The following is a 25,410-nucleotide window of genomic DNA, read 5'->3' as shown; positions in this document are numbered from 1 at the left end:
TACAAGTCTGTTAAATTAGCATTGCTGCTGACATCCAGACTGCTGATACCCGTGTTGTTGCAATATAAGGTTGTTAAATTGGCATTGCTGCTGACATCCAGACTGGTGATGCCCGTGCCGCTGCAATTCAAGGTTGTTAAAGCAGAAAACTTATCAATACCTGTCAAGTCGGCAACCTCCCTAGGAACAGAGATAGTCGTTACGCTTGCTATCTCTGCTGCTGATAACGTATCGTTGCTATCTTTGTCAAAGTTCGTTTTTATATAGTCCCTAAATGCTGCATCTGGGAAATTCGTTTCGTTGATTTCAATACCTGCTGAATATCCTGTAAGGTTCACCGTTACCGTTAATGTCTTATCTTCACCATTCGCTGTACCACAGTCATATTCATAGACAATCGGTGTTCCTGCTGTATAGTTGCTGACGACACCTGTTGATGATTCATAAGATGCACCACTTACGATAGAAATCTTGCTCTTATCAATACCGGCAATTTTATCTGTAATGGTAAATGTGTCCTCTGTGACTTCCAACTTCATTGTTCTGGTTGTTGGCATAGTTACTGTTAATCCCGCATTTGTTCCTAGATTCAGATAAGCAAGTGGAGTTAAGGAACAATCCAAGGTTGTTAAATTAGTATTGCTGCTGACATCCAGACTGCTGATACCCGTGCTGTTGCAATACAAGGTTGTTAAATTAGTATTGTTGCTGACATCCAGACTGCTGATGCCCGTGCTGCTGCAATACAATTTTTCTAAATTAACATTGCTGCTGACATCCAGACTGCTGATACCCGTGCTGCTGCAATACAATTTTTCTAAATTAACATTGCTGCTGACATCCAGACTGCTGATGCCCGTGCTTTGGCAATACAACTCTTCTAACTTAGGATTGCTACTGACATCCAGACTGCTGATGCCCGTGCTTTGGCAATTCAAGTATGTTAAATTGGTATTGCTGCTGACATCCAGACTGCTGATGCCCGTGCCGTAGCAATTCAAGGTTTTTAAAGCAGAAGCACCATCGACATTCAAAGTTGTCAGTGTTTTATTGCTTTGGCAATACAAGGTTTCTAACTTGTCATTATTGCTGACATCCAGACTGCTGATGCCCGTGCTTTGGCAATTCAAGTATGTTAAATTGGTATTGTTGCTGACATCCAGACTGCTGATGCCCGTGCTTTGGCAATTCAAGTATGTTAAATTGGTATTGTTGCTGACATCCAGACTGCTGATGCCCGTGCTTTGGCAATACAACTTTTCTAACTTAGTATTGCTGCTGACATCCAGACTGCTGATGCCCGTGCTTTGGCAATTCAAGTATGTTAAATTGGTATTGTTGCTGACATCCAGACTGCTGATGCCCGTGCTGTAGCAATGCAAGGTTTTTAAAGCAGAAGCACCATTGACAGTCAAAGTTTTCAGTTCTGCATTGCTGTAGCAATACAAGTCTGTTAAATTAGCATTTGTGCTGACATCCAGACTGGTGATGCCTGTCTGGTAGCAATGCAATTCTTTTAAAGCAGAAGCACCATCGACATTCAAAGTTGTCAGTGTTTTATTGCTTTGGCAATACAAGGTTTCTAACTTGTCATTATTGCTGACATCCAGACTGGTGATGCCCGTGCTTTGGCAATTCAAGTATGTTAAATTGGTATTGTTGCTGACATCCAGACTGCTGATGCCCGTGCTTTGGCAATACAAGGTTTTTAACTTGTCATTATTGCTGACATCCAGACTGGTGATGCCCGTGCCGCTGCAATACAAGGTTGTTAAAGCAGAAAACTTATCAATACCTGTCAAGTTGGCAACCTCCCTAGGAGCAGAGATAGTCGTTACGCTTGCTATCTCTGCTGCTGATAACGTATCGTTGCTATCTTTGTCAAAGTTCATTTTTATATAGTTCCTAAATGCTTCATCTGGGAAATTCGTTTCGTTGATTGCAACATCACCTACATCATATGGTGTGGGAATCGCAGCTCTTGATAATGGGTTTTTCAGTATCGGTGCTGGTGCCGGTTCTTCTTCCGTTTTTTCTTCCAATGTTTCCACAGTGACAGAAAGCTGGACTTCTACATAGTGTCCCTCTGCATGGTATCCCTCTGTTTCTGCATAATCATAGGTTTCATCATCAACCGTGACATATGCCGGATATGTAGTCGTGTCTGCCGACAGGACAGTGCTTTCATCTGCCCATGTCCAATTCTCCGGCAGCCCGATTTCCTTTAGCGGCGTACCTGCCGCTGCTTGCAGGTTCTCTGGCAGTGTGATGGCTGGGGCAGTTTCTTTCCCTGCTTCCTGCTGTCCGTTTTCCTGTTGGATGCCCTGTGTGACAGGCGGCTCATTTTCCTGTGCTCTGACAGTGACAGGGTTCACTACCGTGGAAACACTCAATACGGTTGCCATTGCGACTGCCGCTGTCTGTTTCTTTTTGTTATTCATATGTTTATTTGTTCCTCTCTTTCCGGTACATTTGCCTTTGACATCAGTTTCATTTCACTATGTAATATCAGCTGGACAAATAGGCGATAGTGTACACTTCTATAAGTCTATCCTAACAAAAAAATCACCCATAAAAAAAGGGGGTATTCCTATCTGGTAGGATATTCTTCCTAACTGGTAAGAAATTTCCTTGATTTCACCCTTATGTTACTGTTATCCTTGTATTATATCGTGCGTAGCACGTTCACCCAAGGGGCATGTCATACCCGTATGGGTGCAGGAAAGGAGGTGTCTTTTTGGATAAGATAAAATTAAACTGGAAAGCAGGGCTGCTTCCCCTCTATGCCGTTATCGTGCTTTTGGTCGTGTCCTTTCTTTCTTCCTATACAGCTACAGATGCAGAGAAATTATTCTTAACGCCTGTGTTTGAGGATGCGAAGGGATGGGAAATCTATACATTGGAACATGATACAAGAAAGGATAAGACGGTACAGGAGCTGTTTGACAGTACAGGTGAAACGTTCTATCTGTCACGGACTTTGGATAAGCAGATGGAACGGGACGGATATACCATACTGGAACTGGATGGAGTGACTTGGCAGCAGAGTGTCTTTCTGGATGGGGAGCTTCTCTATACCGTTGACCCAAGCCTTGACAACCGTATCGGCTCTGTGAAATTTTCCAGAGAATATAAAGGCTTGCAGGGGGAGCAGGAATATGTGCGGCTGTCACTGCCAACCGGCTATAGCGATAAGACACTGACGATTGCGCTTGCTTATCATGCAGATGAGGAATATCGGGGTATGCCGATGGTGCGGCTGTCAAGTCAGGATATCCAGACACAGCAGACCGTCAGTGATGCGAATGGGCTTGCCATGCCTGCCACGGCTTATATGGCGGCTGCCGTATTGCTTTTAGGACTGTTCTTCTATAACTGGTATCATGGGCAGAAATCCAGTTCCATCCTGCTGCTTGCCGCTGCGGCACTGATTCAGTCGCTGCGTGTCCTGCTGAATTATGAGTTTTATTTCAGCACCCATTTTTCATTGAAATTCATACCTTCACAGCTTTTGATTCCCCTGTCACTGGGTATGCCGCTTCTGTATATGTTTACGCAGATGAAACGCTGGAAAAAATGGTATGCGCCTTTTGTGCTGATACCGCTGGGGTTATCCGTTTTATTTCATCTGATTGCTGGATTTTCGATGTTTGCCTTTCTTTCCAGTTATTCCTATGATGCCCTGCTGTATGTTTCCCTGCTGGCACTTGGGGTGTTTGCTGTTTTGGAATGGAAAGACAGAAATGCGGTCTACCGCTTATTTACACCGGTATTTTTCAGTGTGGCTGCCTGTATTTTGTTGGCTGCGTTGGGCTTTGTACTGACAGGGAACGCTGATGCAGAGTTTGTCATCATGCTGTGTTCACCTGTTAGGATGTTGTATGAGGTCTTGCAGCGTTGTGGAAGCCTGCTGCTGATTCTTGGCGGTACTGTCAGCTTCGTTCTGACTGTAAAAAATGCTGCCGATACAAAGAGCGAGCTGTCCATCCTGTCCGTAAAAAATGAGCTGATTAGTGAAAATATTCAGAATATGCAGGAAAGCAGCACGGAGATAGCCACTATGCGCCATGATATGCTGCGCCATCTTCATATGCTACTGGATTTGAGCCATGAGGGGGACAAGGAGCGACTGGAAAACTATCTGGAAGAACTGACAAAGGAAACAGAAAACATCCTGCCTGTAAAGATATGCAGCCATCCTGTCGTCAATGCCATCGTGTCACGCTCCCTTGCCAAAGCGAGGAAACAGGATATCCAGATGGATTTACATGTGGAAGTGCCTGCCGGTATCACGGTTGCGGACAATGACCTGTGTACGCTCCTGATGAATATGCTGGACAATGCCATAGAAGCTGTGTCAGAGCTGGACAGGGAAAAGCCGCACATCGAATTGACGATGCACGTCAGGGGACGTTATCTGTTCGTGGAAACGCTCAATCCCTATACCGGCACGCTTTTGAAAGATGAAAAAACAGGGCTGCCGGTAAGCAGTAAAGGGGCAGGTCATGGCTATGGCATGAAAGCCATGTCAGAGGTTGCCAAGAAATACAGCAGCAAGCTGCAAGTCAAGCAGGAGCATGGCATACTCATTGTACGGACTGCCCTGCTGATGCCGGAAAAACAGGAATAAGAAAAACGCTGTCTTTTTTCCATTACGGAAAGAGCAGCGTTTTTTATATGCAAGTCAAAGTTTCAAAAAGGCGAAATATCTGTCTAATGTCTGGTCGTGATAGCGGCGGCTGATGGGGAATGTCCTGCCATCATCCATGAGGGCATCTGCGGACTGTATCTCTTTCACATGGCTTAAATTGAGGATATAGCTGTTATGGGACTGGCAGAAGCTGAACGTCGGAAGCTGCGGCTTCAATGCGGACAATGCGCCGTTCCAGTCACGGCAGCCATCTTTAAGCCATATCCTTGTAAGATGCTGTGTGGCTTCCAGTGCGTAGATATCGGCATAGGGTATCGAAATCAGTCTGCCCTCTATCTTAAGGACAAGCCTTGCATCCGCATAGTTTCGGCGGTAATCGGATAACAGGATATCCCTGAACTTCTCAAAATCCACCGGTTTCAGCAGATACCACAGGGGCTGTGTATCGAAGCAGTCAAACACGTAGTCACGGTGGGACGTGATATAGATGATGCTGCATGTCACCTGATGCTTGCGCAGCGTCTTTGCAAGCGCCATCCCGTTTTCCGTGGAAAGCTCAATGTCCAGCAGCAGAAGCTGGAAGGCAGTTTCATTTTCCAAAATCCTGCGCTCTATGGGTGCGGCTTCACAGAAGGATTCTATTTCAAAATCTGTGCCGCGTATAAGTGCGTTTTCTGACAGGATTTCTTCTGTTTTCCGGCTTAAATGGTGCAGGAATGTTTCATCATCGTCACAGATTGCAATACGGTACATCTGCTTCACCGCCTTTCTAAGAAATATTGCTGTTTCTTGGTGAAAGTATATCATTTTTTACAGGTACAGACAATTTCTTTTTTTGCTTAGGAAAAGTGAATCTGACGATGAAAAAGGGGAGTGTGCCGCTCATGTCTTTGCTGTAAGTGACACACTCCCTTGATGTCAGCCTGTGATTTTCCAGTTGTCCCCCTCTTTAGAGAGGATAAGGTCATACTGTGAAATCTGTGCTGCCTTGGTGCTGTTATCCAGATACCTGACTGACAGCGTGACCTTGACTTTTCCATCTGCCGCCGTATAGACAGGCTCGATAAGCTCTGCAAAAAGGTAATCGCCGTTTATCGGTTCTAATACATTTCCCTGTACATAATAAGCAAGTTCCTTTTCGGTAGCCGTAGGGTAGAGCTTGAAAAAGGTTTCCAGAAATGCCGCTGCGTCCTGCATGGTTTCAGCGTCCACGCTTGCATCTGCTTCCTGTGTCTTTGGTTCAAAAGCTGATTTCTGGTATGTCGGGGCAAGGGTCGGGTTCTTCGTGATAACCATGTTTCTGTCTGCGTCCACATGGACAGTCACGGTATAGGTCGCACTGACCGCTCTCGTCTGGACGCCCTCCTTTATCTGCTGATCTACTTCGTAGGCAGCCGTAAACTCGTTCTCCCCAGACTGTGCCACGTTCCATATCTGCACGTCACTGACCGTGGAGCTGGTCGGTATATCCGTCCGAATCGTGTCCACATTCAAGTCCTGCAATGCCTTTGTCAGATACGCATTGATAGAAGCAGTGCGCTTTTCTATGGCTTCCTTGCTGTTGTCCCATGTGTAATAGGATTTTGCGAAGTTCTTCACGAAATTCTCAATCCCGTTGGTATCATTGAGCCGTAGCTCTATGATTTCCTTTTCATGGGTGGTGTGCCGGTCGATTGCCGTAAAATTCTTATACACCCCGAAGCTGACGCTTGCAGCCAGCACCAGCCACAGGGCAATTACGGATTTTTTATGCGTGCCGACTTTCACGGTACGCACCTTTTTTTCTTTGATGGATTTTTCTTTTTTCTTAAACATTGTTGTATGTCCTTTCTTTTTTGCTTTTATTGTTTGATTCTTCCCGCACCGATTAAGTGCTGTTGCCAGTAGGCACCTGTAAGGTCTGCATAGCCGATAGGGTCGCCGGCGTGATACATACGGTTGTTGCCGACATATATTCCGACGTGGCTTACATAGCTTCCGCTGTTATAGGTAGAATGGAAAAACACCAAGTCACCAGCCTTTGCTTGTGACAGTGGTATATGCTGGGTCACGTCGTACTGGTCTTGCGCTACACGGGGCAGGCGGATGCCAGCCTTGCCGTAGCACCACTGCACCAGACCGCTACAGTCAAAGCTGGTGTTGGGGTTATCGCCGCCATACACATACCGCCAGCCCTGATATTTCAATGCTTCGTCCATGACTGCCTGTACCGTCTTGTCGTCAAAGTGCGTGACCGTTAGGTACTGGTTTACCAGTTCGGTATAAAACATATTTCCGTAGTTGTACCGCCAGCCCCCGTTACGGGCAACGGCTATCGGATTCGTGTAGGTCACTTTCACACCACCCGAATGGGTACGTGAGAAGTTTTCTGCCAGTGTATAGCTGTGTTTTCTCCCGTTTCCAGCCACATAGCCAAGATAACCGCCACCGTAGTTGTAGCTTTGAATGACGGCGTTTATGTCCTCTATCCCTTGTCCTTTGGCAGAAGTAAGCAGTTCCGAGAAATACTTACAGCCTTGTTTGATAGAGCTTTCCGTATCTAAAGAGTTGGGAGGAAGCCCCAGACTTTCCGAGCTTTGCATAACGTCAGCCGTCGTCCCTCCGCTTTCCACCTGCATAATCGCAAGCAGGTAATTCACATAATCCTCAATACCGTATTCCCGTGCGTACTTTTCCACCATCGGATGATGTTTGAGGACTTCGGGCGAAAGGTTCATTCCTGTAACAGTGGAAGAAGTACCACCGCCCCCGTCGTCATCCTCTGCACTCATCAATACACCGAAGAACAGGACGAGGGAGAACAGCACAGGAAAGATACAGCCGAGAATCACCATATGCCTTATCTTCATTTCCTGCGTCCTTTCTTCTTATGATTCGCTGTCTGTTTCTGGGCGGTTCTCTGGGATTGCTGCACCTGCCTTGTCTGCCGGTTTTTTACTGTCCGTTCCGTTTTCAGGTTCCGTCCTGTTTCCTGTGTCTGGGTGGCAGGGGACTTATCCCCAGCCTTGACGGTCTGACGCTGTACGTGCTGGTCGGCAGCTTTCATGGAAGCCCCAGCTGTAACAGGACGCTCTTTGACTGGTGTTTCCTTGACGGCGGCACTCTGCTTGGGAGCAGTGACGGCAGGGCGTTTTTTATCCTCTGGTTTTTGTACGGTCTTTGCTTCTGGCTTTGGTGTGGTTGCTGGTCGCTCATGGGGACGGGTAGCTCCTGTTGTCGCTGATTCGTCCGCTTTCTTTTGAGAACGCCTTGCTTCCTGTGCTTTCTGCATTTCCATACGCTTCTGTGCCACACTCTGTCTGCGCTGGTTTCGTTTGTCAGCACGCCCTGACTGCCTTGTTTCCTGTTCCTGCACCACGCCACGCTTGAAGTCTGACACATTTTCCTTCGCTTTCTCCGTTGCAGCGTGAACGGCGTAGCCTGCCTGTGTCGGCATATCCTTGACGGACTGCTTGGCAGAAGCTGCCTTATCCCTGATACGGTTTTTCGTGTCAAGCACCGCACCAACGGCGGAACCTGCACGGCTTCCCATTGACGAAGCGGTTCGGTTGTCCCGTGTCCGTTTCTGACTGGAAGCGGTACTGGCTGGCTTATCTTTGGAAAATTTAGAACCTGTGACAGCACTTGCCGCACTTCCAGCCCCGACTGCCTGTACCATGCGCCGTTCCATTCGCCTTGCCCTGTGGCGCATGAACATGTATGGTCTGCGGAATATCCTGCGTCCCATGCTCTGGCTGTCCCCAGCGTTAAGGCTGAACATACTCATAATGTCGCCCAGCTTGAAGTAGATGCCTGCAAACGTCACTATCTGCAAGAACGCCACCATAAAAAACGGGTAGTCCGAAGATATGTTGTAGAACATGCTGGATATGGAAAATGCCACGGTCACGACCAAGGTGATGCCAGCCCTCGTCATAATGGTGTTGAACACCTTGACGACTGCCTGTTTTGCCATGCCCTCAAAGCTGGGTATCATGGAGAGTAGGAAGCTCACAGGCAGGAACATGGCGAAGATGATAAACAGTATCTGGCTGAAAATCATCATAGCCGTAAGCAGAAAAATAAATATCGTGATTCCCAGATTGAAGATAAGCAGGAAGAACACCATGCCTAATCGGTTTACGACCTGCGGTATCGTCATGTTGTCGTTGTCCCTGTCCTCGATTTCCGTTTTCACAACGTCCTCTCTGGTTTCCCCGTCCGTCGGGCTGGCAGATACCAGAGCTTCCACACGGTCAGCCCCGATTTCCTCTGCATTGGAATTGCCGAATTGAAGCAGCAGCCACGGCTGTTGCACCTGTATGGAAAACAGGCTGTCCCGTATCAAGTCCACGCTGTCCTTGCCCTTGCTGTCACTGTCTGAAAGCATGATTTTTGTCCCCAAGTCCAGCGAAGCGGTGCTGATGTCACTCGAAAACTCGTTGACTTTCTTCACGTAGTCGGGAGCATAGGCGATAAAGGCACTTGATACGAGGAACACCACCAGAAAGTTGATGACTGCGTGGATTGCCTTGCTGGTTTCCCGTTTGATAAGTCCCGTGTAGGCAACGTAGATTCCCACCACAAGAATAATCAGCAGCAGGAAGCCCACGTAAAAGCCGGAGCTTCCAAAGCCGTTCTGACTGACACCTGCAAGGGTCTGTATGCTTTTCCCGATACTGTCTGCCATGTCATTGATAAAATCCAGCTTGTAGGCTTGCTGCACCACGTAGCCTGTGGCGTTGCTTAGATATAAGCTGATAGTCCAGACAAAGTTGGTGATACAGTAAAGCCCGTACTGCACCGACTTTCCGATGCCATCCAGCCAGTTCCACGGCAGCCAGTCCCAGCTATTGTCCACGTAGAAGTCTAGCTGATAATTGGAAAGTGGGTACTTGGAATACAGGTTGCCGGCATTTATGGTATCGTCCACCAGTCCTGTTGCATGGGCGACTGTGCCTGTCAGTGCAAGAAGCGCAATCGTGATAACGGCAGCCAGCAGGACGATGTTCAGAACATGAAGCAGTTTCTTTCCTGCCTGTTTCCAATCCATCACACCACCTCATTTCTCACGGGCGGTCTGGTATCAAAGGCAGTCAGCAGGTCAGAAAATACAGGATGTATCTGCACCACGCCTACACGCCCGTACAAGTCCTGCAATAAGCACTGTCCATTCTCCAAGTCACGCAAGCGTTTCTGGTTGTTCTCATCCTCCTTGTCAATGCCGAAAAATTCTAGGGTCTGCTTGATTTCCCCTATGTCAGTGCTCCGAAAGGCGAATTTAAGCCCGATATTGTTTTTCAGGCTCTCCTTTGATACGTCGCCGGAAGCCTGTGTGACAAAGTAAACCCCTGCGTTCATGGCACGACCGGCACGCACCAGCTTGTTAGAAAGCGTTTCTCCCTGTGCGACATTGAGGAACGCCCATGCTTCGTCAAGGTCTACAATCTTAAAAACCGACCTGTCGGAATGGATGAAGTCCAGCGCAAAGGTACTGATTACGATAAGCATTGCCACCGATAACAGTTCAATCGTCGTGTATTCTTCAAAGGTCGTGTCCTTGTCGGGTAGCACAAGGTCTGCCACCTGTATGATGTTCAACTGCTTTTCCAGACTGATTGCGTGTTCCACGTTGCCGTCCGAAAATAAGAGGTGTGCAAAATCATAATCCGTGAATGATTCGATGTGGTCTGCGATATTTCTTGCAACCGGCGTATCTTCTTTGCGCAGCTCGTCAATGACAAGGAGCAGTCCTTTTGTCTGGCTCTGGGTCACGGAGCGCACCGCCTTACGAAGCACGGGGAATTTTTCGCCGTCCCGTGAGGAAATCCCCGTAAGAAATGTCAGCGTGTCGATTGCCAGACTTTCAGCGTCCTTTTCATTTCTCATAATCACGAACGGGTCAAGCAGTCCTTTGTTTCTTTCATCACTTGTCAGATTGACGATGTTTATCTCGTCCGCAATCTCTGGAAGTGTCGCTTTCCAGTTTCCACGTTCCGATTTTGGGTCTAAAATGACTGCCTGTCCGCCAAAGAGAACGGCATAGTAGACAAGCAGGTTGTTGCAGAATGACTTTCCACCGCCAAGGCTCCCCACAAAGGCAGAAGCAAGGGCGTTCGTGACCGTTCCTTTTATCCCCTGACTGGCAAGGGCAGGCTGTAGGTAGACGTTGCGTCCCGTGTCCACGGAATACCCGATATAGATACCCTCATTTTCTCCCAGCATTTGCGTAGCACCAAAGCCAAGGCTTGCCAGAAAGTCGGACTTCACATACTGCACATAGTCATTGATGTAACGCTTGCTGGCTGGTAAAAATTCGCCGTGCAGTCCCAGCATATCCCCAGCAGGGCGCACCAGCTTCACGTTCAAGTCGTCATAAAAGTCCTTGACCTCGTCGGCTCGCCGTTTTAGTTCTTCAAGGTCGGGGGCAGATACCCGTATCACATAGGAGAGCTTGTACATGCTTTCCTTGCTCTGGTCTAAATCGTTTTCCAGTTCGTCCACACTGTCCAGAGCGTCCACCACGTTACTGCTGGTTTCGCTTCCAGCTTGATAGGCGTGGTTGTCTAAGTCTTTCAATTCTTTTTTCTTATTTCTGACCGTGGTTAAGGCTTTCTTGTTTCCTACGATTTCCACGTTCATTGACGTATCAATGGGAAATGTAAACTGCTGTTGCTGGAAATAGAAGATTTCACTGGACGGGAAGTCAAGCTCCCCGACAATGGCATTGACCGTAAAATAAGTCACGTAGCTTTCGCTGTCCTCATGTTCCAATCGTAAGTACCGCTGGCTTTCCTCAATCAGGCAGCGGGTCGGACGGATAAGGTCATACCGCTTGATGAGCGTTTCTTTTTTCAGCTTCTTTTTGGGGAGCTGATACTCATAATCTTCATACGCCACGCCATCCCGTCCGTAGAGGTGTTCTATGAGATAACCAAAATCGTTTTTATCCAGACGGCGCACCTTGAAGCGTCGGGCAATCTTGTTTTCCAGCAGTTTTTCCATTTTCAGATAACGGCTGGTTTCGTCATTACTCATAGACACAAAGTCGCCCATGAGCGTATGATTGACTTCTAGCAGAAATTCCTTGAAGCCCATAAAAGCCGACTGCTTCATGCTGGAAAGGCTGGCTTCCTGCTCTGTCACCATGAGCTTGAAGCCGAGGAAAAAGCGGTAGTCCACTTGATTGTCACCAATCATTTCTACAAGGGCTTTGGTCTGCTCGTCAATCTTTGCCGTGGCGACCTCACGGAGCTTTCCTGTGATAAGCCGTTTGGATTTTTCCTGTATGCTTCTTATGGAGCTTTCCGTTGCAATCTGTAAGGCATGGAGCTTTCCCTCACGGGATTGTGCAATGAGCTGACGGAAGTTGTCATGCACGATAAATTTCTGCTCTGGGGATAAGAAGCTGTAATTGTAGGGGACAAGCTCATAATAGGCGAACACCTCGCCATCCCTGTTCCATACAAGGTTGTTGTCAATATATTTAATGGGGAACATGCACCTCACTCCTTACTGCGGTAATGCTTTCGTTGAATTTCTGGCTATGCAGTCTTACCGCCTTTCCTGCATAAGTCACTTTGGGTCGCAGGGCAAAGGTCGTCATGGACTTTAGGAAGCTGTATGGCTTCTTGCCGTCAAACGTCTTTTGCGACATGAACCATGTGAGGGCAACAGGGATTCCGAAGTATTTCAGAAATGCTCCCTCAATCAGATTGAGTGGCGGCAGGTCGGCAAACAGGATAATGAGAAATTCTGTCAGCACGAACCACGCCATCTGTGAAAAGGTAATCGGGAACGGGAGGTTAAAATCGTTGATGGAATACAAGACTTTTTCCACGTTCCAGATGCCCGTATAGCTTTTTACTTTCTTCAAATCGTTTCACTCCTTTCATTGAAAAGGGCAGTCAGCATTTGCCAACTGCCCTTACATGTAAATAAGCTGTCAGTAGCACCTTTGCAGGTACAGATCTGACAGCTTATCGCTGGATTTCACACATGCCGTAACTGGTTTCGATAAAGTAACCGCCGATTTCCAAGTCACGCCCATATGCTTCATAATCAATATAGTATTGTAAGCTGGGCGGGATTTCCCCCAGCGTTTGCAGTTCGTCTACATAGTACCTTGCCACGTCCTCCATACCGTCACAGTCGGGGTAGAAGTAAATCTCGTCCTTGTGTTCTGCGACACTCTCCACGTCCCCATAATAGGAAATGAAGTCATCCAGACTGTCCACGACTTCCTTTGGAAGTTCCTCTATCAGTTCGTACAGCTTGTTCAGCTCGTCGATGGAGCTGTATTCTGACACTTCACAGGGGAAGTTGTCGGTATCGTGAATGGCATATTCTTCATATTCGCCGTTCAGTCCGATACGCTCTGCGATTTCTTCATAATCGAGAGGGAACGAGAACCAGTCGCCGACTAAATATCCCTCGTTGTACTTGCCGAGGTTGGCAATGTAGACACGCATATCATCTGCCATAGGCTGACACCTCTTTTCTTACCACGGTATCTCAAAAATGCCGTGGTCTGTTTCGATAAAACGCCCGTTTTCATCAAGGGATTGTCCGTAGGCTTCAAAATCAAAGTATCGCATACAATCTTCTGACAGAGTGTTGAACGCTGGGTCATCAGCCAGCATATGACGGGCAACATCTGTCATGGAGTTACAGTTGGCATAGTGAACAATGTCATGCCTGTAATTATGCAGCTCGTCCAGATTGGAATAATACGCCATGAACGCAGGCAGTTCTTCTCTTACTTCTGCTGGCAGGTTTTCATACATGGAATACAGGTCATTGAGGGTATCAATGGTGGTTGCTTCCGTCACATCATCTGTAAAGGGCAGTTCCATTTCCACAATGCGGTAATCCTCGCTGTCAGCTTCCACGCCGAGCAGTTCTTCAAACTCTGTTTCATCAATCGGCAAATCAAACCAAGCGGAGGGAAGTTCGCCGTACGTTGGTGTTGTTGCTTCAATATAAACTCTTAATTCTTCCATTCGTTTTCACGTCCTTTCTTTTGGCTGGGATTTTTTCTTGTACCATTCCTTACCCCCTTTCATTCCCCCTAAGCCCAGCTCCACTAGGGGGAAAGGTGGGTTTTGCCTGTCTGCAAAACCATTTATCTTATGCACCGATAATCTTATTAAACAGGTTCAGAAGTACATCTTTCACGCCGCCGGCGTTGAATACCAGACCTACCGCAATCAAGGCTACCACCAGAAAGCCGATAAGTTTTGAAAACTCACGCTTGAAGCCTAAGTAAACACCGATAACGGCAATCGCCATCAATACAAGGCTCTGTGCGTTCGATAAAAACCAGTTGTATAAGTTCTGTCCAAAATTCATGTTTTAGTCCTCCTTCTTCATTTCTTCCATTTGTTCGTCAGCCATTTTGCCGACCTTTAAAATACACATGAGCGTGACACCCATGCCCATGCCAAGTGATACCAGCAATAAATCTTTCAATAATTCCAGCATTTCCTATTCCTCCTTTGACTGAAAAACGACTTCCTCACTGGAAGCCGTCTGCTGTCTGATAATCTGTTCATGTTTTTCTGTGAGTTTTGCCGCTTCCCGTATACTTTTCAGATAGTCCGTGCCGTTTCCAGCATCTATCTTTTCCAGCATTTCAAGGGTAGGGGCGACCTGCCTTGCAATCCATTTGAGCGTCCGCTCCAGCGTGTACGGCTCTGGCTTTGTCGTCAGCTTCAAACGCTCACGTCCTGTACCGATAAACCATGCCCAGCGGTCATTGAGCTTCCAGTCGCTGTGACGCTTGTGTTCCTCCCTGTCCACAAAGCGGAGATAGTTGTTGATGATGTCGAACGCCGTCCGCTCTGCATCATAATAGGTCAGCAGGTCACGCACTGCATAATAAGCACGCTCATTTTTCAGCCGGATTTCAAAGCGGTTCTTGATGGGCGTATCGGAAAGTGGAATCCCCAGCTTTGCATACTGTTCCTGTGCCTTTTCGTAGATACAGAAATAGATTTCTGATTTCAGCGAACCGATATACAGCGTGTGTCCCATTCCTGCCTTGTCCTGCTCGTCATGCTTTATCAGCGCACCCGAAGCATAGGACTTGTAGGAACGGAACAGGCTGACACATTCCTCATGGCTGCATTTTCTGATAAGCTCTGGAATATCAAGGATGCCTGCCTTGTCGTTGATGGCAAGGTCAAGACGCTTCATCACGCCGCCGTCCACCAGAGCGTCCATGAGGAAGTCATACCATGACCGTTCCTGTGCCAGCAGGTAGCTTTCCATCTGCCGACACCCTTTGCCTTTGAGTTCCAGCAGGACACCTTTTTCCTCGTCAGCAGAGGTCAGCACGAAGATGTCACCGATATAGTAATGCTCCGTGTAGCTGTAAAAGCCGAAGTCCTCATGCAGCAGGTAGCTCATGTTGAGCTTTAGGATATCCTGTATGACGTGCTTCACGTCCATTGTGGGAAACCGAATCCGCACATAGTCAAACAGCATGGTAAGCGGATTGTCTGGATTGAATTTTTCCAGTGCGTCGTCAAGCTGGCTCTTGATTTCCTCTGTCAGCCTGACCTTGCCGTTTTCGATACGGCTTACCTGTTCACGGCTCATTCCTGCCATGACCGCAAGCTTTGTCTGCGATATGCTGTAGGCAGAGCGTCTGTCCTTAAATGCCGTTATCCAGTCGTTTTCATTCAGTTGTTATCCCTCCATTCATGGAATGTGACATTTGACCGCCCATGTCACACTCACGGCAATTTGACGAAAACCCTTGTACTTAGCGGAGTTTCCGTTACTTTTTTGACTGTTTCCTGTTGTATTGTACCCCTCTGTTAGATACCGAGGGGCTGTACTGGTGCAGGGCAAGCCCTGCACCACAAAACGTCGCTCCTGCGGTCTTGTTCGCTTCGCTGACCGCCCTCTCCGTTTTGTGGCTGGGCTTACCTGTTCATGCCAACATATATCATCACATAATCAACCTCTGGGGAAAGACAGGCTTCCAGTACGTCTTTATCCAATTCATTCTGACGGATGTTGTCTTTTTCAAGAAAGGCTCTGTCCAGCAATTCAAACACATAATCTATCTGGGAGTTACACACCGATTGCTTTTTATTCAGTCGGATGTAAAACAGGTCTGGCAAAAAATGCTCTTCCTCAATCGCTTTTGAAAGGACATTATCAGCCTTTAAGTCAAATTGATTTTTGGGATTGCATTTGAATTGTCTGTATCGTGGCAGTACAAATTCATGGCAGTCTGAAAGAAAGCTGTCATAGCCAGCGCAGATGCATTTCATCCCCTTTCCTGTGTGTTCGTTTAAAACTTCAATTACTTTATCATTCATTTGTTGAATCCTCCTTTATCGGTTCTTTTGGTATATCTTGCCTTGTCATGGCAAGCGTGCCTATAGTCTGTAAAAAATCGTGTTCTTTGGGGACAAGGGGAGTATAAAACTCACTGATAACACTTGTACCAACGTCACAATAACCCCGCCCCCTGATACGCTTCTGGAAAAACTTCTTGCTTGTGTCGCTTCCAAACATCATGCCGTAGCCAAGCTCACTCATGCGTCCCAAGGCAACACGGAAGTTGAAATTGTCACGTATGCCGTCGCTGAAATACTTTGCGTCTGGACGCTGACAAGCCAAGATAAGAAAGTAGCCAGCCTGCCGTCCCAGCATGACGATTTTCTTTAGCTGGCTTAACACGGCAATGCTTTCCTTTGTGGTAAGACATTCCATGAACGCCACGTATTCGTCAAAGATAAGGAAGTGGGGAGCAAGCCCCAGATAGGCATAGTTCTGTCCCGTCTTGTAGTTCGGCATGAGCTTCATTGTTTCGGAACGTGCCACCATGCCGTCATAGAACGCATTGACGCACTCTGTCATATCTTCCTTTTGGTAGTAGACATTTGGCATGACAGCCCCCAAGTCCGCAAGGTCGGCGTTCTTTGGGTCAAGCACATAGAGAACGGCATTTGTCCGCAGCAGAGCTTCAATGATGGTAAGGATAAAATACGTCTTACCGCCACCAGTCCCACCACAGATAAGGGCGTGAGGGAGTGCGTCATATTCCCAGACAAGATTCTTCATCAAGCGCAAGCCCCCGTTTTCTGCTTGTACTTCCTCTATGGAAATGCGGTTTGCTATCATATCATAGAGCATGGTGTATTCCACGTAGCCGTCATATAGCAGCTTGTCGGTCAGCTCGCAATACAATCCGCTTTCCAGCTTATCTTCAAGGCTCAAAAGCTGGTCTTGATATTTCCCCAGCGTGATTTCACACTGGATATGGAGCAAGCCTTTCTCCATGCGGTAATACATTTTGGGAAAGTAGCTGATTTTCTCTTTTGTCCTGCTGGACGCTAAATCAGTGAAAAAGCTGTTTCCCTGTGTCGTTTCCGCTTCATACCAGCCGTTTTCCAGTATCATGCGTGCCAGCTTTTGGCGGTGTATGAGCTGTTTCAGTCGGTCATAGCAGAAGCGGTGATACAGAAAAGCGACCAGTATACAGATACCAGCCGCTATAATAATGGTTATGAAGTTGTATGGGGAGAGCGAGAACGCCAGCCTGTCATTGCGGATAGGACGAAACGTGTCCCAGTCGGTACGCATGAGCTGTCCCACGTTCAGAAGCAGTATGAGCGCCATGAACAGGGACAGGAGCGTTCCGGCACAGAAGCGGTACAGTAGTGACTTGTCACTGGCTCTGATACGCTTTCCCTTATATTTGTAAAAGGGCATAGTTCCTCCTTGTCAGCCTATTTCTTGCCTTGTGTCTGGTTGTTATGGTTCTGTGGGTTTCCTGCTGGCTGTCCCTGTGGGCTTCCGGTCTGACCGCCTTTGTTCTTCAACACAATGTCATCTGCCTTGATGAACCAGTCCACGTCTGCCCCCTGAAAGGTCGCATTTGCCACTGTGTCCGCAACAGGGTTGACAAGCTCCACCTCTGCGTTGTAGTCAAATTCCCTTAACGGTACAGTGGCAGGAATGGACACCTGTATCATGCATCCCTGTCCACGGCATTTAAGGTCGTAGGTGCGTTCCTTGATTTCATCGCTGACTGTGCCGTCCTCATTCTGGATATGCACCTCACGTCTAAGGGCAGAGAATTTCAACTGCCCAAATGTCTTTTCTTTTTCAATCACGATTCCGTTTGCTAATCTCATTTTTTCAGTCCTCCTTATTTGCTCTCCGGCAGCATATCATCTGCCAGTAAGATATAGTTTGTAAATCCTCTTGTGCCGATTTTGTAACCCTCTGCACTAATGCGTGGGTTAATCAGCTTCACTTTCTGTTCTGGCTGGAAATGCTTTTCCCCAGCTTCAGCAGGAAGCACCACGATAATGTCATCGGCTCTCTGCACATCACTGTAAAGGTTGTAGCTTCGGGACACTGCCGTTACACGTCCGTTGATCCGACGCTGTACAACCTCGCTTTCTCCTGCAAATTCTAAATTGCCGAATGTCTTTTCCATGTTCGGCACTACAAATTTTAATTCCATAATTATTTTCCTCTTTTCTTTCTATATGAATTTTTGTTTTGTTGTTTCTCTTTCTTCTGCGTGACACAGAGTACCAGTATGCCTGTATCTTATCAAGGGCAAGCGTTGTGCTTTCAGCACCCTTGACAAGCTCCATTCATACTGAAAGGCGGTCACTAAGCAGAAGTAAGGGTGTTACCAGCCATGTGTTGGCTGTTCCTTTTAATTAAAACGGTGGGGAACGTGTGGTGTTCATATCCTCACCACCTGCTATTCAGCTTTTTTCTTCTTGCGGTACTGAATGAAGCTGATACCTGCTAAAGATATTCCAGACATTCCAAGCAGTAGCAGTAATGCGGTAGCGTTGCTTGTATCACCAGTTTTCGGACTGTCTGTTTTAGTAACTGGTGTTTCTGGTATCTTTTTATTGACGGCTGTTATCTCAATGATTTCACCGTCTTTTGATACACTGAACGCATATACAGCTTCTTTGTCAAATTCATAGCCTTTCACCGTTTCCAGCTCTTTTAGGTAGTAGTCGCCATACAACAAATCACTCATGCTGTATGTGCCATCTTTACCAGTGATAAACTCTACCAGTGGTGTGCCATCTGCCTTATATAAGCCAAACTTGACACCAGCTAAAGGCTTCTTGTCCTCGTCTGTTTTTAACAGATTGAAACCACCATGAATGAGCTTGTTTTCCATTTTGATTTCTGCTGTTTCATCATGTTTAATAGTAACGGTCTGGCTCTCTGGTGTGATATAACCGACTGTCAAATCGTCTACAACCTCTGATACTTCATAAGTGCCTACTAACAGATTTTTGATACTGATTTTACCGTCTTTATCTGTCTTGTAGATTTCTTCAAAGGTTGTACCGATTTCCGTTGTACCAGATACCTTGAAGCTGATACCCTCAACCTTTTTGTCCTCACTTGTTTTTGTGATTTCAAGATTGCCACGCATGAGCTTATTCATAATAGGCTTGCCGTCATTCACATGGATAGGAATGTAAGGCACTTCCTGCCCCATATATTTAAAATCAAAGTCGTAAGCTGTATCAGTAAGCAGGTAGCCTTTTCCTGTTGCTATCTCTTTGATGGTGTAGCTTCCTGCTGGCAGGTCGGTACTGATGTTTCCGTTTCCTAATTCGTCAAGGCTGATTGCTTCAATGAATGAGCCTTTTTTGATACCGATATCACCGCCATGTGTAAGGATATCTTCACGAGCATACAACCCGAATATGATTTCTGATAATGGGTTATATTCTTGATTTCCTGCTGTTTCATACTCTTTGAATAAGGAAACCTTAGCTTTTTGGCGTGTATTTTCAAGACACATGGAAGTTGTCACAAGCTCTGTGTCTTGGTCTTGATAGGTCAATTCAAATGGGTGTGCCGTACCGTCTAACACAAAGCCATCTAATGTACTTTTTTCTACGGCTTGATACTTTCCTAAGTACAGTGCTTTTGAAGTCGCTTTGCCGTCTTTTCCTGTGGTAATGGTATCAACAATTTCACCCTGTTCATAACGGATTGTACCGTCCTGTGTGGTGATATCCTCAACCGCCACGATATCAAAGGTCACACCCTCTAAATTCTTTAACTCATAGATGGGCGAGAACATGATACCTAATTCCGTACCGATATTGTCACTTGCGACAAAACGCTCACCTTGCTTCTCGATTGTGACCGTTCCTTTGACTGGCTTGTTTCTGCTTGTGACTTCCAGCATGGTAGATGGGTCACTGGCAGATACGGTAAAAGGGATAGGCTCTTTTGATACTGTGTAGCCGTATGGTGCTTTGACTTCATACAATCCATAATCACCAGCAGGCAAGGACTGTGGAAGTACCAGCGTTCCATCTTCGGCAGTGGAAAATGTGTCAATGGTCGTTGGTTTCGGGTAGTTGTATTTCTGTGTTACCCAATTACCAGCACTGTCCTTGATTTTGAACTGTGTACCAGCAAGCGGAATGACCTTGCCAGTTTCAGCGTCTTTCTTGATGATTTTTACCTCTGTTTCATAGACGGTATTTTCTAGGATATACTTGTAAATCTTACCGTTGCTGTCAATCCTGATGTCGAAAGGCTCAATTTTTCTGTAACCCTCTGCACCTTTGCTTTCCTCGATACGATAGACACCATAGGGCAGTAAAGGTGTGATAGCGTAGCCGTCTGCGTCAGTCGTAATCTTGCAGGCTTCAACACCTGTACTTTTCAAGGTCAACGTAAACTCGATACCCTCTAAAGGCTGTTTGATACCGCCGTCCTCACTGTTTCCAGTCAGTGGCTTGTCTGCAAACTTTGTGACTGCGACTTGACCTTTGATAACTCTATCGGTGATACCTGTGTCAGCTCGTCCGATTTCCACAGTCTGCCCCTCAAAGTCACCAGTGACAGTGATAGGCTGATTATTCAAGGTGTAGCCTGTTGGCGGTACGACTTCATAAATCTTGTATGTACCTAAGACCAGCAATTTACTTGTGGCAGTCTTGCCGTCAGCTTTCATATGGTCTACAAGGTCGCCTTGACTGTTGTAGATGTCATATTCTGCACCGTCAAGGGTTGCGTCACCCTGTTGGTCGCTACCTGTTTCCTCATCCGACTTTGTGACATGGATATTGAACTTTTTGAGAACATTGCTAAAGTCTACCGCTGTGGTTTCCGCAGGCTTGACTGTTACCACCTGTGTATGTGGCTGAACGTATTTGTTCGGTGTATCTACTTCGGTAATGACATAATCACCAGCAACAAGGTTTTGTATAGGGATATTGCCGTCTTTATCTGTGGTGTAGATACGGTCAATGCCGTTTCCTGTAATCTGAAAACGCAATCCACTTACAATACCATCTTCGGACGTTTTCTTTAATTTGATATGTCCGATTTTTTCTGTATGTAGCTTGAAATATGCTGGTACAGCTTCACGAGAGCCACTCACATTTAATGAAGTGAAATTCTGCTGTGTAGGGTTGTACCAAAATTCGGGCGTACCAGAAATCAAAGACGGTAAAGCGTCTTTTGGCAAGTTCTTGTTGGCTTTCAATGTGATGGTGTCGAACTGCTTTTCAGTTGGTGCAGATAATACCAGCTTGTTACCATTACGCTGTACACTCACACCAGAAGCGGAAAAGTCAAAGTATTTCAATGCGTTTCTGCTGTCCTCTAGTGTCAAGTCAAATTTGCCTGTATTCATGTTGTATTTCATTTCATAATCTTTTGCACTGCCAGCACTGGAAGTCGTAAAGCTGGGGATAGTGTCATAGCTTTCCATGTTGGCACGAATTTGATTGTAGATACTGCGTGCGGTTGGATTGTCTTGCAGAAGATTGTCTGCAATTCTGCTTTCCCATGACGTACCATATTGACCGCCTGTAATGACCCACACCATTGCTTGTGTTGCCATAGCATTGTCAAGCCATGAGCCACCATACAGGTTGCCTGTATTTTCATTGTAGCCAAAGACCAAGGCACGCTGTAATAGCTTCTGTTCCTTGGCGTTGATATCTGGATGTGTATTCTGATGGTTGTACTGGTCGCCTGTATTGCATGGAATACTGAACTGCATACAGTAGACAATCTTTTCCATTCCACTTGCATTTACATTCATGTGGAACGTCCACCAGCTTTGCCAGCCAGATTTATAGTTGAATGGTGCAGGATAGCTGTTGTCAAACTCATAGCTGTATTGCGGGTGCTTTTCCAAGCGGACAACACTGTTTGATGAAGCGTGTACCTGCGTAGCTGGTAATGAGGTAAAGAGGGTTGCCAGTGTCAGCGTAGCAGTCAGCAACCGTTTAAATATTTTCTTCATGTAATGCTCCTTTCGTTTGGGTAATAAAATAGCCGTCCATTTCTGAACGGCTGAAAATAGAAAAGGAACGCTTCTTTTTAGGCGTTCCGTAGTCTATATGCTTTATTCAATTTTGATGTTTCAATACGGATGTGCTGTACCATATCTTTGCATATCACAGAATATCAGCGTATCAAGGCTCATTCGTCAGTAGTAAATAAGTAGTAAAATGAATGGTTGCAATCCTTTGATAGTGCGATAGATACAGTGTTTTAGGGGATAATCAAGATTTTACTGTTTTTTTATGTCACAAATGATCATCAAAATAAGCGAAATCATGCAAGGTAACAGCATGCCTAAAACTTTAAGTGAAAGTGGAAAACTAGTGTTGATCAATGCCTGTTCTCTAACAGTATGAAAAATAACAAAGATCATATAACAAATCATTATGGTAGGAAGGATATAAAAAATTAGTTTATGTACCTTTTTCTTATAGAAAAAGAATTGAAGCAAGCTTAAAAGAATGGATATACAAATGATTTGACCCAACATGTGAAAACTTCCTTTCGTCTTCTTTATTATAATTCTTTTTGATTTTGGATTCTACCGAATGATACCTGAATTCTATGTGAAATTATGAGTGTGAATAGCATCATGGCGTTTTCGAAGCACATTCATTATGGCCAAAATCGCCAGAAAAAAGAAAAAGTGTGGAAAGAGTTGAAAAGGGGCGAATGCTGTTGTTTTAGGGATTTCAAAAAGGATGACACTTAGTAAGGAAAGAAGCATACAGGTGATGAGGGTCAATCCTGTAAAATAACAGTCTTTTTTTAGGGATGCATGAAGAAAACGTTCTATTAAATAAAGAAAAGTAGAAAGCATGAGGATGATAAAAACATCATAGATAAGCTGAATCAAGGTATCTAAAAAATCAATGCGTTGGATGATAGACTCTTCAATTTGATTATTAATCATCATTGTGGAATACATATAAGATCGTATCAAAATGGCACATAAATAGCTACAGATACATAAGATCCAACTGATACAACAGATACGTGTTATTTTATTCGTTTCTTTCATATAGATCACCTTCTATTGATATAACGTTCTTAAGGTCTAAAAAGTTTCATTCATCTTTCATTTTTTGAAAATTTATGCCTACTATGCATTCATATGCCCAATAGATAGGAATTATTCATCACTTATGATAAGGTAGTGCATCTTATTCTCCTGTATTGTAGGATACCTGGTTTTCCTTTCTTTTCTAAGAGGGGTAAGGTAAACTGTAGGTGAAAAGGAAAGAGATAGAAAAGCTAGTAAATTTAATGGCTATGAGGGGTGATAACTATGAAGTTGAAATTGATCGCAACAAAAGAAAATAAGGAACTTATCAAAACCGCAATCAATAAAAATGAAATTGAATATAGCGATGATGCACCATTTGTTTTATATGAGTTACATCATGAGCATAATGTGTTATTGGTCAAAGATCAAGAGGAATACTTTCGTATTTCTGTGAATGATATCATTTATATCGAAGCAAGTAATAACATCGTTTATGTTCATACAAAAGAAGGACGATATCAAATAAAAGAAACCATGTATCAGCTAGAAGCAAGCTTATATGAAAAGGGATTTTTAAGAATTCATAAAGCTTTTATTGTCAATAAAAAAGATATCCGTCGCATTAAGACAAGTCTGAATATGAAGTTTGTGCTTCTTTTGAGTAATGAAGAACAAATCGAAGTATCACGAAGTTATTATTATCATTTCAAAGAAGAAATGGGATTCTAGGAGGTGAAGGAAATGGAAAACCGTATTCAGATCGTTTTGATAGCGTTATTGATTTGTGTGATCGTCGGTATTTTGTTATATAAGGTCTATAGACGATATTATGAGAAAAAGATCAATCAAGTATTAGAAGGAAAACGTGTGAAGGCAATGGAACCTGATAAACTCATGAAGTTATATCTATTGTTAAGTACCATTGTTTTGATCATTGTCGCAATCATTACACCTTCTGATTCACAACCTCAAGAATGTAATCTACTTGATCGAGTTTCTTTTGCGACGTTGACGAAAGAGGATAAAAAGAAAATGTATGAGGACATGTTACCGGAAAAAGTCGGTGAAGCCTATTCTTTAGAAATCAAAAAGATAGAAGAGAATGTAACGGTTTATTATGCAAATGATGGAAAACATTATGGATTTATCTTAGAGTATAAGCTGAATCGAGAACCTCAAAAAAATGAAGTTTTTCATATCAGTGAAGGAGGGGCATCCAGTGATGTGTCTATGAATTCCATAGATGACGGCACACTTTCTATCTTCTTTGAAGGTACATGGGAACAACATTGTGATGCTATATATATGGACATTACGATTACCAATTTCTGTGAAGGTGAGAACCTGTATCCGGTAGAACTTCATAAGAAGATAAAAATAGAGAATGGAGGTATCATCTTATGAAAAAAATAGTGATTGCGATTCTGCTTGTATTACTGATTGGTGCAACCTATATTTATATGAAGCCGGTTACCTTTGAACGAAACAGCGTATATCTGGTAATGAGTGAACCGCAAGAACAGTTGGGTAGAAGCTTTCATGTGGCGATTACCTATCATGGAATCAAAACGATCAGTGTTGAGGGAATTGATGATGTGAAAACAACGAAACAAGTAGAACCGGCTTATCATTTGAATCTTATCGATGAAGTAACAGAAGGGAGATTTCTACAGAAAAAGCATACGAAGACAATGTTATGGAATGTCACAAAACAAAATGCGTCAGAATTTTCTAAAGTGCGTTATAAGGAATTCGGACAAGAAAAAACAGTTGATGTCGGTATGCATCATTATGAACTCGTTACTACTCCTAGTGTGAAGCTGATATCATTAGATCGTATCGAACATAATGATAGAGTCTATCGTATCATTGTGGATGTAGAAGAGAAAAGCATCATAAAAGCCGAATTTACGAATCCAAAGATACCGGCAAGTATTACTAAGGAAACAAAAGATGGGAAAGATAGCTTTGTGATTCAGGTAGAACAATTACCTAAGGATATCGATCGTTTTGAAACATCTATACGTTTTACAGTGATGGAAGATGGATCAAAAACGGTGTTATATGGTGATGGTAGAATTTCAATCACAAAAGATAGCATAGGATTAGATGGTACATCTGCTAGTTATGTGTTATCTAATTAATTGTATGAAATAAAATAAATGCGTAAAAAAGCAATGGATAGAGCAATCTATGGTATTTGCGTTTTCGGTTTTTTGAAAGGATACTCGATTTTTTAGAGTTGTATGGAAGGATGTAAAGAAATCAATCAATAAAATGCAGGATTACCTGATTTCACATTGTAAAAGTAAGAAAAATAAAGTAAAATAAATGTGGTAACAAACTTGTATAGCATCAGAATATGGCTGACTAGCGTCTCTACCTGCTGACCGTAAATCAGCGGACTACAAGTAAATCTTTTCAAGTACATGAAAGGTTTACTTTA

The 25,410-nt window shown here is 44.8% G+C and carries 22 protein-coding genes and 1 riboswitch; of the genes, 4 read left to right on the top strand and 18 right to left on the bottom strand.

Annotated features, from left to right (window positions below; translation table 11 throughout):
• Window positions 1–2,441 (bottom strand): leucine-rich repeat domain-containing protein (locus UGRO018_RS09560; RefSeq protein ID WP_416326255.1); only part of this gene is annotated, 2,441 nt, incomplete at its 3' end.
• Window positions 2,442–2,737: 296 nt separating this feature from the next.
• Here UGRO018_RS09560 and UGRO018_RS09555 point away from each other — a divergent pair.
• Window positions 2,738–4,630, top strand: coding sequence for a sensor histidine kinase (locus UGRO018_RS09555; protein WP_416326254.1), 1,893 nt, complete (start codon window positions 2,738–2,740; stop codon window positions 4,628–4,630).
• A 54-nt stretch (window positions 4,631–4,684) separates the two neighbouring features.
• On the opposite strand, the gene UGRO018_RS09550 is transcribed toward UGRO018_RS09555, so the two are convergent.
• The 17 genes from UGRO018_RS09550 to UGRO018_RS09470 form a co-directional block, all read right to left on the bottom strand.
• Window positions 4,685–5,404 carry a LytR/AlgR family response regulator transcription factor gene (locus UGRO018_RS09550; protein WP_416326253.1) on the bottom strand — a complete coding sequence of 240 codons (720 nt, stop codon included), beginning with the start codon at window positions 5,402–5,404 and terminating at the stop codon, window positions 4,685–4,687.
• A 165-nt stretch (window positions 5,405–5,569) separates the two neighbouring features.
• A complete protein-coding gene (locus UGRO018_RS09545) occupies window positions 5,570–6,466 on the bottom strand; it encodes a conjugal transfer protein (protein WP_028043070.1) in 897 nt (298 codons plus the stop codon).
• A gap of 26 nt (window positions 6,467–6,492) precedes the next feature.
• Window positions 6,493–7,500 (bottom strand): C40 family peptidase, encoded by a 1,008-nt coding sequence (locus tag UGRO018_RS09540; RefSeq protein ID WP_416326252.1) that lies wholly within the window; start codon window positions 7,498–7,500, stop codon window positions 6,493–6,495.
• Window positions 7,497–9,683, bottom strand: coding sequence for a CD3337/EF1877 family mobilome membrane protein (locus UGRO018_RS09535; protein WP_044600195.1), 2,187 nt, complete (start codon window positions 9,681–9,683; stop codon window positions 7,497–7,499). Before UGRO018_RS09535 ends, UGRO018_RS09540 begins: the two co-directional genes overlap by 4 nt.
• A complete protein-coding gene (tcpF, locus tag UGRO018_RS09530; RefSeq protein ID WP_028043073.1) occupies window positions 9,683–12,130 on the bottom strand; it encodes a conjugal transfer ATPase TcpF in 2,448 nt (815 codons plus the stop codon). Before tcpF ends, UGRO018_RS09535 begins: the two co-directional genes overlap by 1 nt.
• Window positions 12,117–12,506 (bottom strand): conjugal transfer protein, encoded by a 390-nt coding sequence (locus UGRO018_RS09525; RefSeq protein WP_028043074.1) that lies wholly within the window; start codon window positions 12,504–12,506, stop codon window positions 12,117–12,119. The genes tcpF and UGRO018_RS09525 overlap by 14 nt, the downstream gene beginning before the upstream one ends.
• 103 nt (window positions 12,507–12,609) lie before the next feature.
• The gene (locus UGRO018_RS09520; protein ID WP_028043075.1) at window positions 12,610–13,113 is read right to left on the bottom strand and encodes an antirestriction protein ArdA; all 504 of its coding nucleotides are present in this window, start codon (window positions 13,111–13,113) and stop codon (window positions 12,610–12,612) included.
• An 18-nt stretch (window positions 13,114–13,131) separates the two neighbouring features.
• Entirely contained in the window at window positions 13,132–13,632 is a 501-nt protein-coding gene (locus UGRO018_RS09515; RefSeq protein WP_416326251.1) for an antirestriction protein ArdA, read from the bottom strand.
• Window positions 13,633–13,759: 127 nt separating this feature from the next.
• Window positions 13,760–13,981: a hypothetical protein gene (locus UGRO018_RS09510; protein ID WP_028043077.1), complete on the bottom strand. Its 222-nt coding sequence runs from the start codon at window positions 13,979–13,981 to the stop codon at window positions 13,760–13,762.
• A gap of 3 nt (window positions 13,982–13,984) precedes the next feature.
• The gene (locus tag UGRO018_RS09505; protein ID WP_028043078.1) at window positions 13,985–14,113 is read right to left on the bottom strand and encodes a DUF3789 domain-containing protein; all 129 of its coding nucleotides are present in this window, start codon (window positions 14,111–14,113) and stop codon (window positions 13,985–13,987) included.
• Window positions 14,114–14,116: 3 nt separating this feature from the next.
• Entirely contained in the window at window positions 14,117–15,319 is a 1,203-nt protein-coding gene (gene mobT / locus UGRO018_RS09500) for a MobT family relaxase (protein WP_044600196.1), read from the bottom strand.
• A 242-nt stretch (window positions 15,320–15,561) separates the two neighbouring features.
• The gene (locus tag UGRO018_RS09495; protein WP_416326250.1) at window positions 15,562–15,963 is read right to left on the bottom strand and encodes a hypothetical protein; all 402 of its coding nucleotides are present in this window, start codon (window positions 15,961–15,963) and stop codon (window positions 15,562–15,564) included.
• A complete protein-coding gene (locus tag UGRO018_RS09490) occupies window positions 15,956–17,362 on the bottom strand; it encodes a P-loop NTPase family protein (protein ID WP_416326249.1) in 1,407 nt (468 codons plus the stop codon). The genes UGRO018_RS09495 and UGRO018_RS09490 overlap by 8 nt, the downstream gene beginning before the upstream one ends.
• A 17-nt stretch (window positions 17,363–17,379) precedes the next feature.
• The gene (locus UGRO018_RS09485; RefSeq protein WP_416326248.1) at window positions 17,380–17,787 is read right to left on the bottom strand and encodes a YdcP family protein; all 408 of its coding nucleotides are present in this window, start codon (window positions 17,785–17,787) and stop codon (window positions 17,380–17,382) included.
• Window positions 17,788–17,801: 14 nt separating this feature from the next.
• On the bottom strand, window positions 17,802–18,122 hold the full coding sequence (locus UGRO018_RS09480; protein WP_028044816.1) for a YdcP family protein: 321 nt from the start codon (window positions 18,120–18,122) through the stop codon (window positions 17,802–17,804).
• A 249-nt stretch (window positions 18,123–18,371) separates the two neighbouring features.
• Window positions 18,372–21,917: a SpaA isopeptide-forming pilin-related protein gene (locus UGRO018_RS09475; RefSeq protein ID WP_416326247.1), complete on the bottom strand. Its 3,546-nt coding sequence runs from the start codon at window positions 21,915–21,917 to the stop codon at window positions 18,372–18,374.
• A 603-nt stretch (window positions 21,918–22,520) separates the two neighbouring features.
• Window positions 22,521–22,979: a hypothetical protein gene (locus UGRO018_RS09470; protein ID WP_416326246.1), complete on the bottom strand. Its 459-nt coding sequence runs from the start codon at window positions 22,977–22,979 to the stop codon at window positions 22,521–22,523.
• Window positions 22,980–23,246: 267 nt separating this feature from the next.
• Between UGRO018_RS09470 and UGRO018_RS09465 the strand changes: the two genes are divergently transcribed.
• Genes UGRO018_RS09465 through UGRO018_RS09455 form a run of 3 tightly spaced genes read left to right on the top strand, consistent with a single transcriptional unit; the run spans window position 23,247 to window position 25,108 of the window.
• Window positions 23,247–23,693 carry a LytR/AlgR family response regulator transcription factor gene (locus UGRO018_RS09465; RefSeq protein WP_416326245.1) on the top strand — a complete coding sequence of 149 codons (447 nt, stop codon included), beginning with the start codon at window positions 23,247–23,249 and terminating at the stop codon, window positions 23,691–23,693.
• Window positions 23,694–23,705: 12 nt separating this feature from the next.
• Entirely contained in the window at window positions 23,706–24,368 is a 663-nt protein-coding gene (locus UGRO018_RS09460) for a hypothetical protein (RefSeq protein WP_416326244.1), read from the top strand.
• Window positions 24,365–25,108: a hypothetical protein gene (locus UGRO018_RS09455; protein WP_416326243.1), complete on the top strand. Its 744-nt coding sequence runs from the start codon at window positions 24,365–24,367 to the stop codon at window positions 25,106–25,108. The genes UGRO018_RS09460 and UGRO018_RS09455 overlap by 4 nt, the downstream gene beginning before the upstream one ends.
• 181 nt (window positions 25,109–25,289) lie before the next feature.
• Window positions 25,290–25,392: riboswitch (purine riboswitch) on the top strand.
• Window positions 25,393–25,410: the final 18 nt, after the last annotated feature.

Source organism: Hoskinsella mucinilytica (assembly GCF_045223415.1).
Taxonomy (GTDB): domain Bacteria; phylum Bacillota_I; class Bacilli_A; order Erysipelotrichales; family Erysipelotrichaceae; genus Hoskinsella; species Hoskinsella mucinilytica.
This window is presented reverse-complemented; position numbering and strand designations above follow the sequence as displayed.

Coding starts and splice junctions, on each gene's coding strand:
- UGRO018_RS09535 (WP_044600195.1), bottom strand. CDS start 9,683: ATGGATTGGAAACAGGCAGGAAAGAAACTGCTTCATGTTCTGAACATC.
- UGRO018_RS09470 (WP_416326246.1), bottom strand. CDS start 22,979: ATGAAAGAAACGAATAAAATAACACGTATCTGTTGTATCAGTTGGATC.
- UGRO018_RS09490 (WP_416326249.1), bottom strand. CDS start 17,362: ATGCCCTTTTACAAATATAAGGGAAAGCGTATCAGAGCCAGTGACAAG.
- UGRO018_RS09550 (WP_416326253.1), bottom strand. CDS start 5,404: ATGTACCGTATTGCAATCTGTGACGATGATGAAACATTCCTGCACCAT.
- UGRO018_RS09515 (WP_416326251.1), bottom strand. CDS start 13,632: ATGGAAGAATTAAGAGTTTATATTGAAGCAACAACACCAACGTACGGC.
- UGRO018_RS09520 (WP_028043075.1), bottom strand. CDS start 13,113: ATGGCAGATGATATGCGTGTCTACATTGCCAACCTCGGCAAGTACAAC.
- UGRO018_RS09465 (WP_416326245.1), top strand. CDS start 23,247: ATGAAGTTGAAATTGATCGCAACAAAAGAAAATAAGGAACTTATCAAA.
- UGRO018_RS09545 (WP_028043070.1), bottom strand. CDS start 6,466: ATGTTTAAGAAAAAAGAAAAATCCATCAAAGAAAAAAAGGTGCGTACC.
- UGRO018_RS09455 (WP_416326243.1), top strand. CDS start 24,365: ATGAAAAAAATAGTGATTGCGATTCTGCTTGTATTACTGATTGGTGCA.
- UGRO018_RS09540 (WP_416326252.1), bottom strand. CDS start 7,500: ATGAAGATAAGGCATATGGTGATTCTCGGCTGTATCTTTCCTGTGCTG.
- UGRO018_RS09485 (WP_416326248.1), bottom strand. CDS start 17,787: ATGAGATTAGCAAACGGAATCGTGATTGAAAAAGAAAAGACATTTGGG.
- UGRO018_RS09505 (WP_028043078.1), bottom strand. CDS start 14,113: ATGCTGGAATTATTGAAAGATTTATTGCTGGTATCACTTGGCATGGGC.
- tcpF (WP_028043073.1), bottom strand. CDS start 12,130: ATGTTCCCCATTAAATATATTGACAACAACCTTGTATGGAACAGGGAT.
- UGRO018_RS09475 (WP_416326247.1), bottom strand. CDS start 21,917: ATGAAGAAAATATTTAAACGGTTGCTGACTGCTACGCTGACACTGGCA.
- UGRO018_RS09460 (WP_416326244.1), top strand. CDS start 23,706: ATGGAAAACCGTATTCAGATCGTTTTGATAGCGTTATTGATTTGTGTG.
- UGRO018_RS09495 (WP_416326250.1), bottom strand. CDS start 15,963: ATGAATGATAAAGTAATTGAAGTTTTAAACGAACACACAGGAAAGGGG.
- UGRO018_RS09510 (WP_028043077.1), bottom strand. CDS start 13,981: ATGAATTTTGGACAGAACTTATACAACTGGTTTTTATCGAACGCACAG.
- UGRO018_RS09480 (WP_028044816.1), bottom strand. CDS start 18,122: ATGGAATTAAAATTTGTAGTGCCGAACATGGAAAAGACATTCGGCAAT.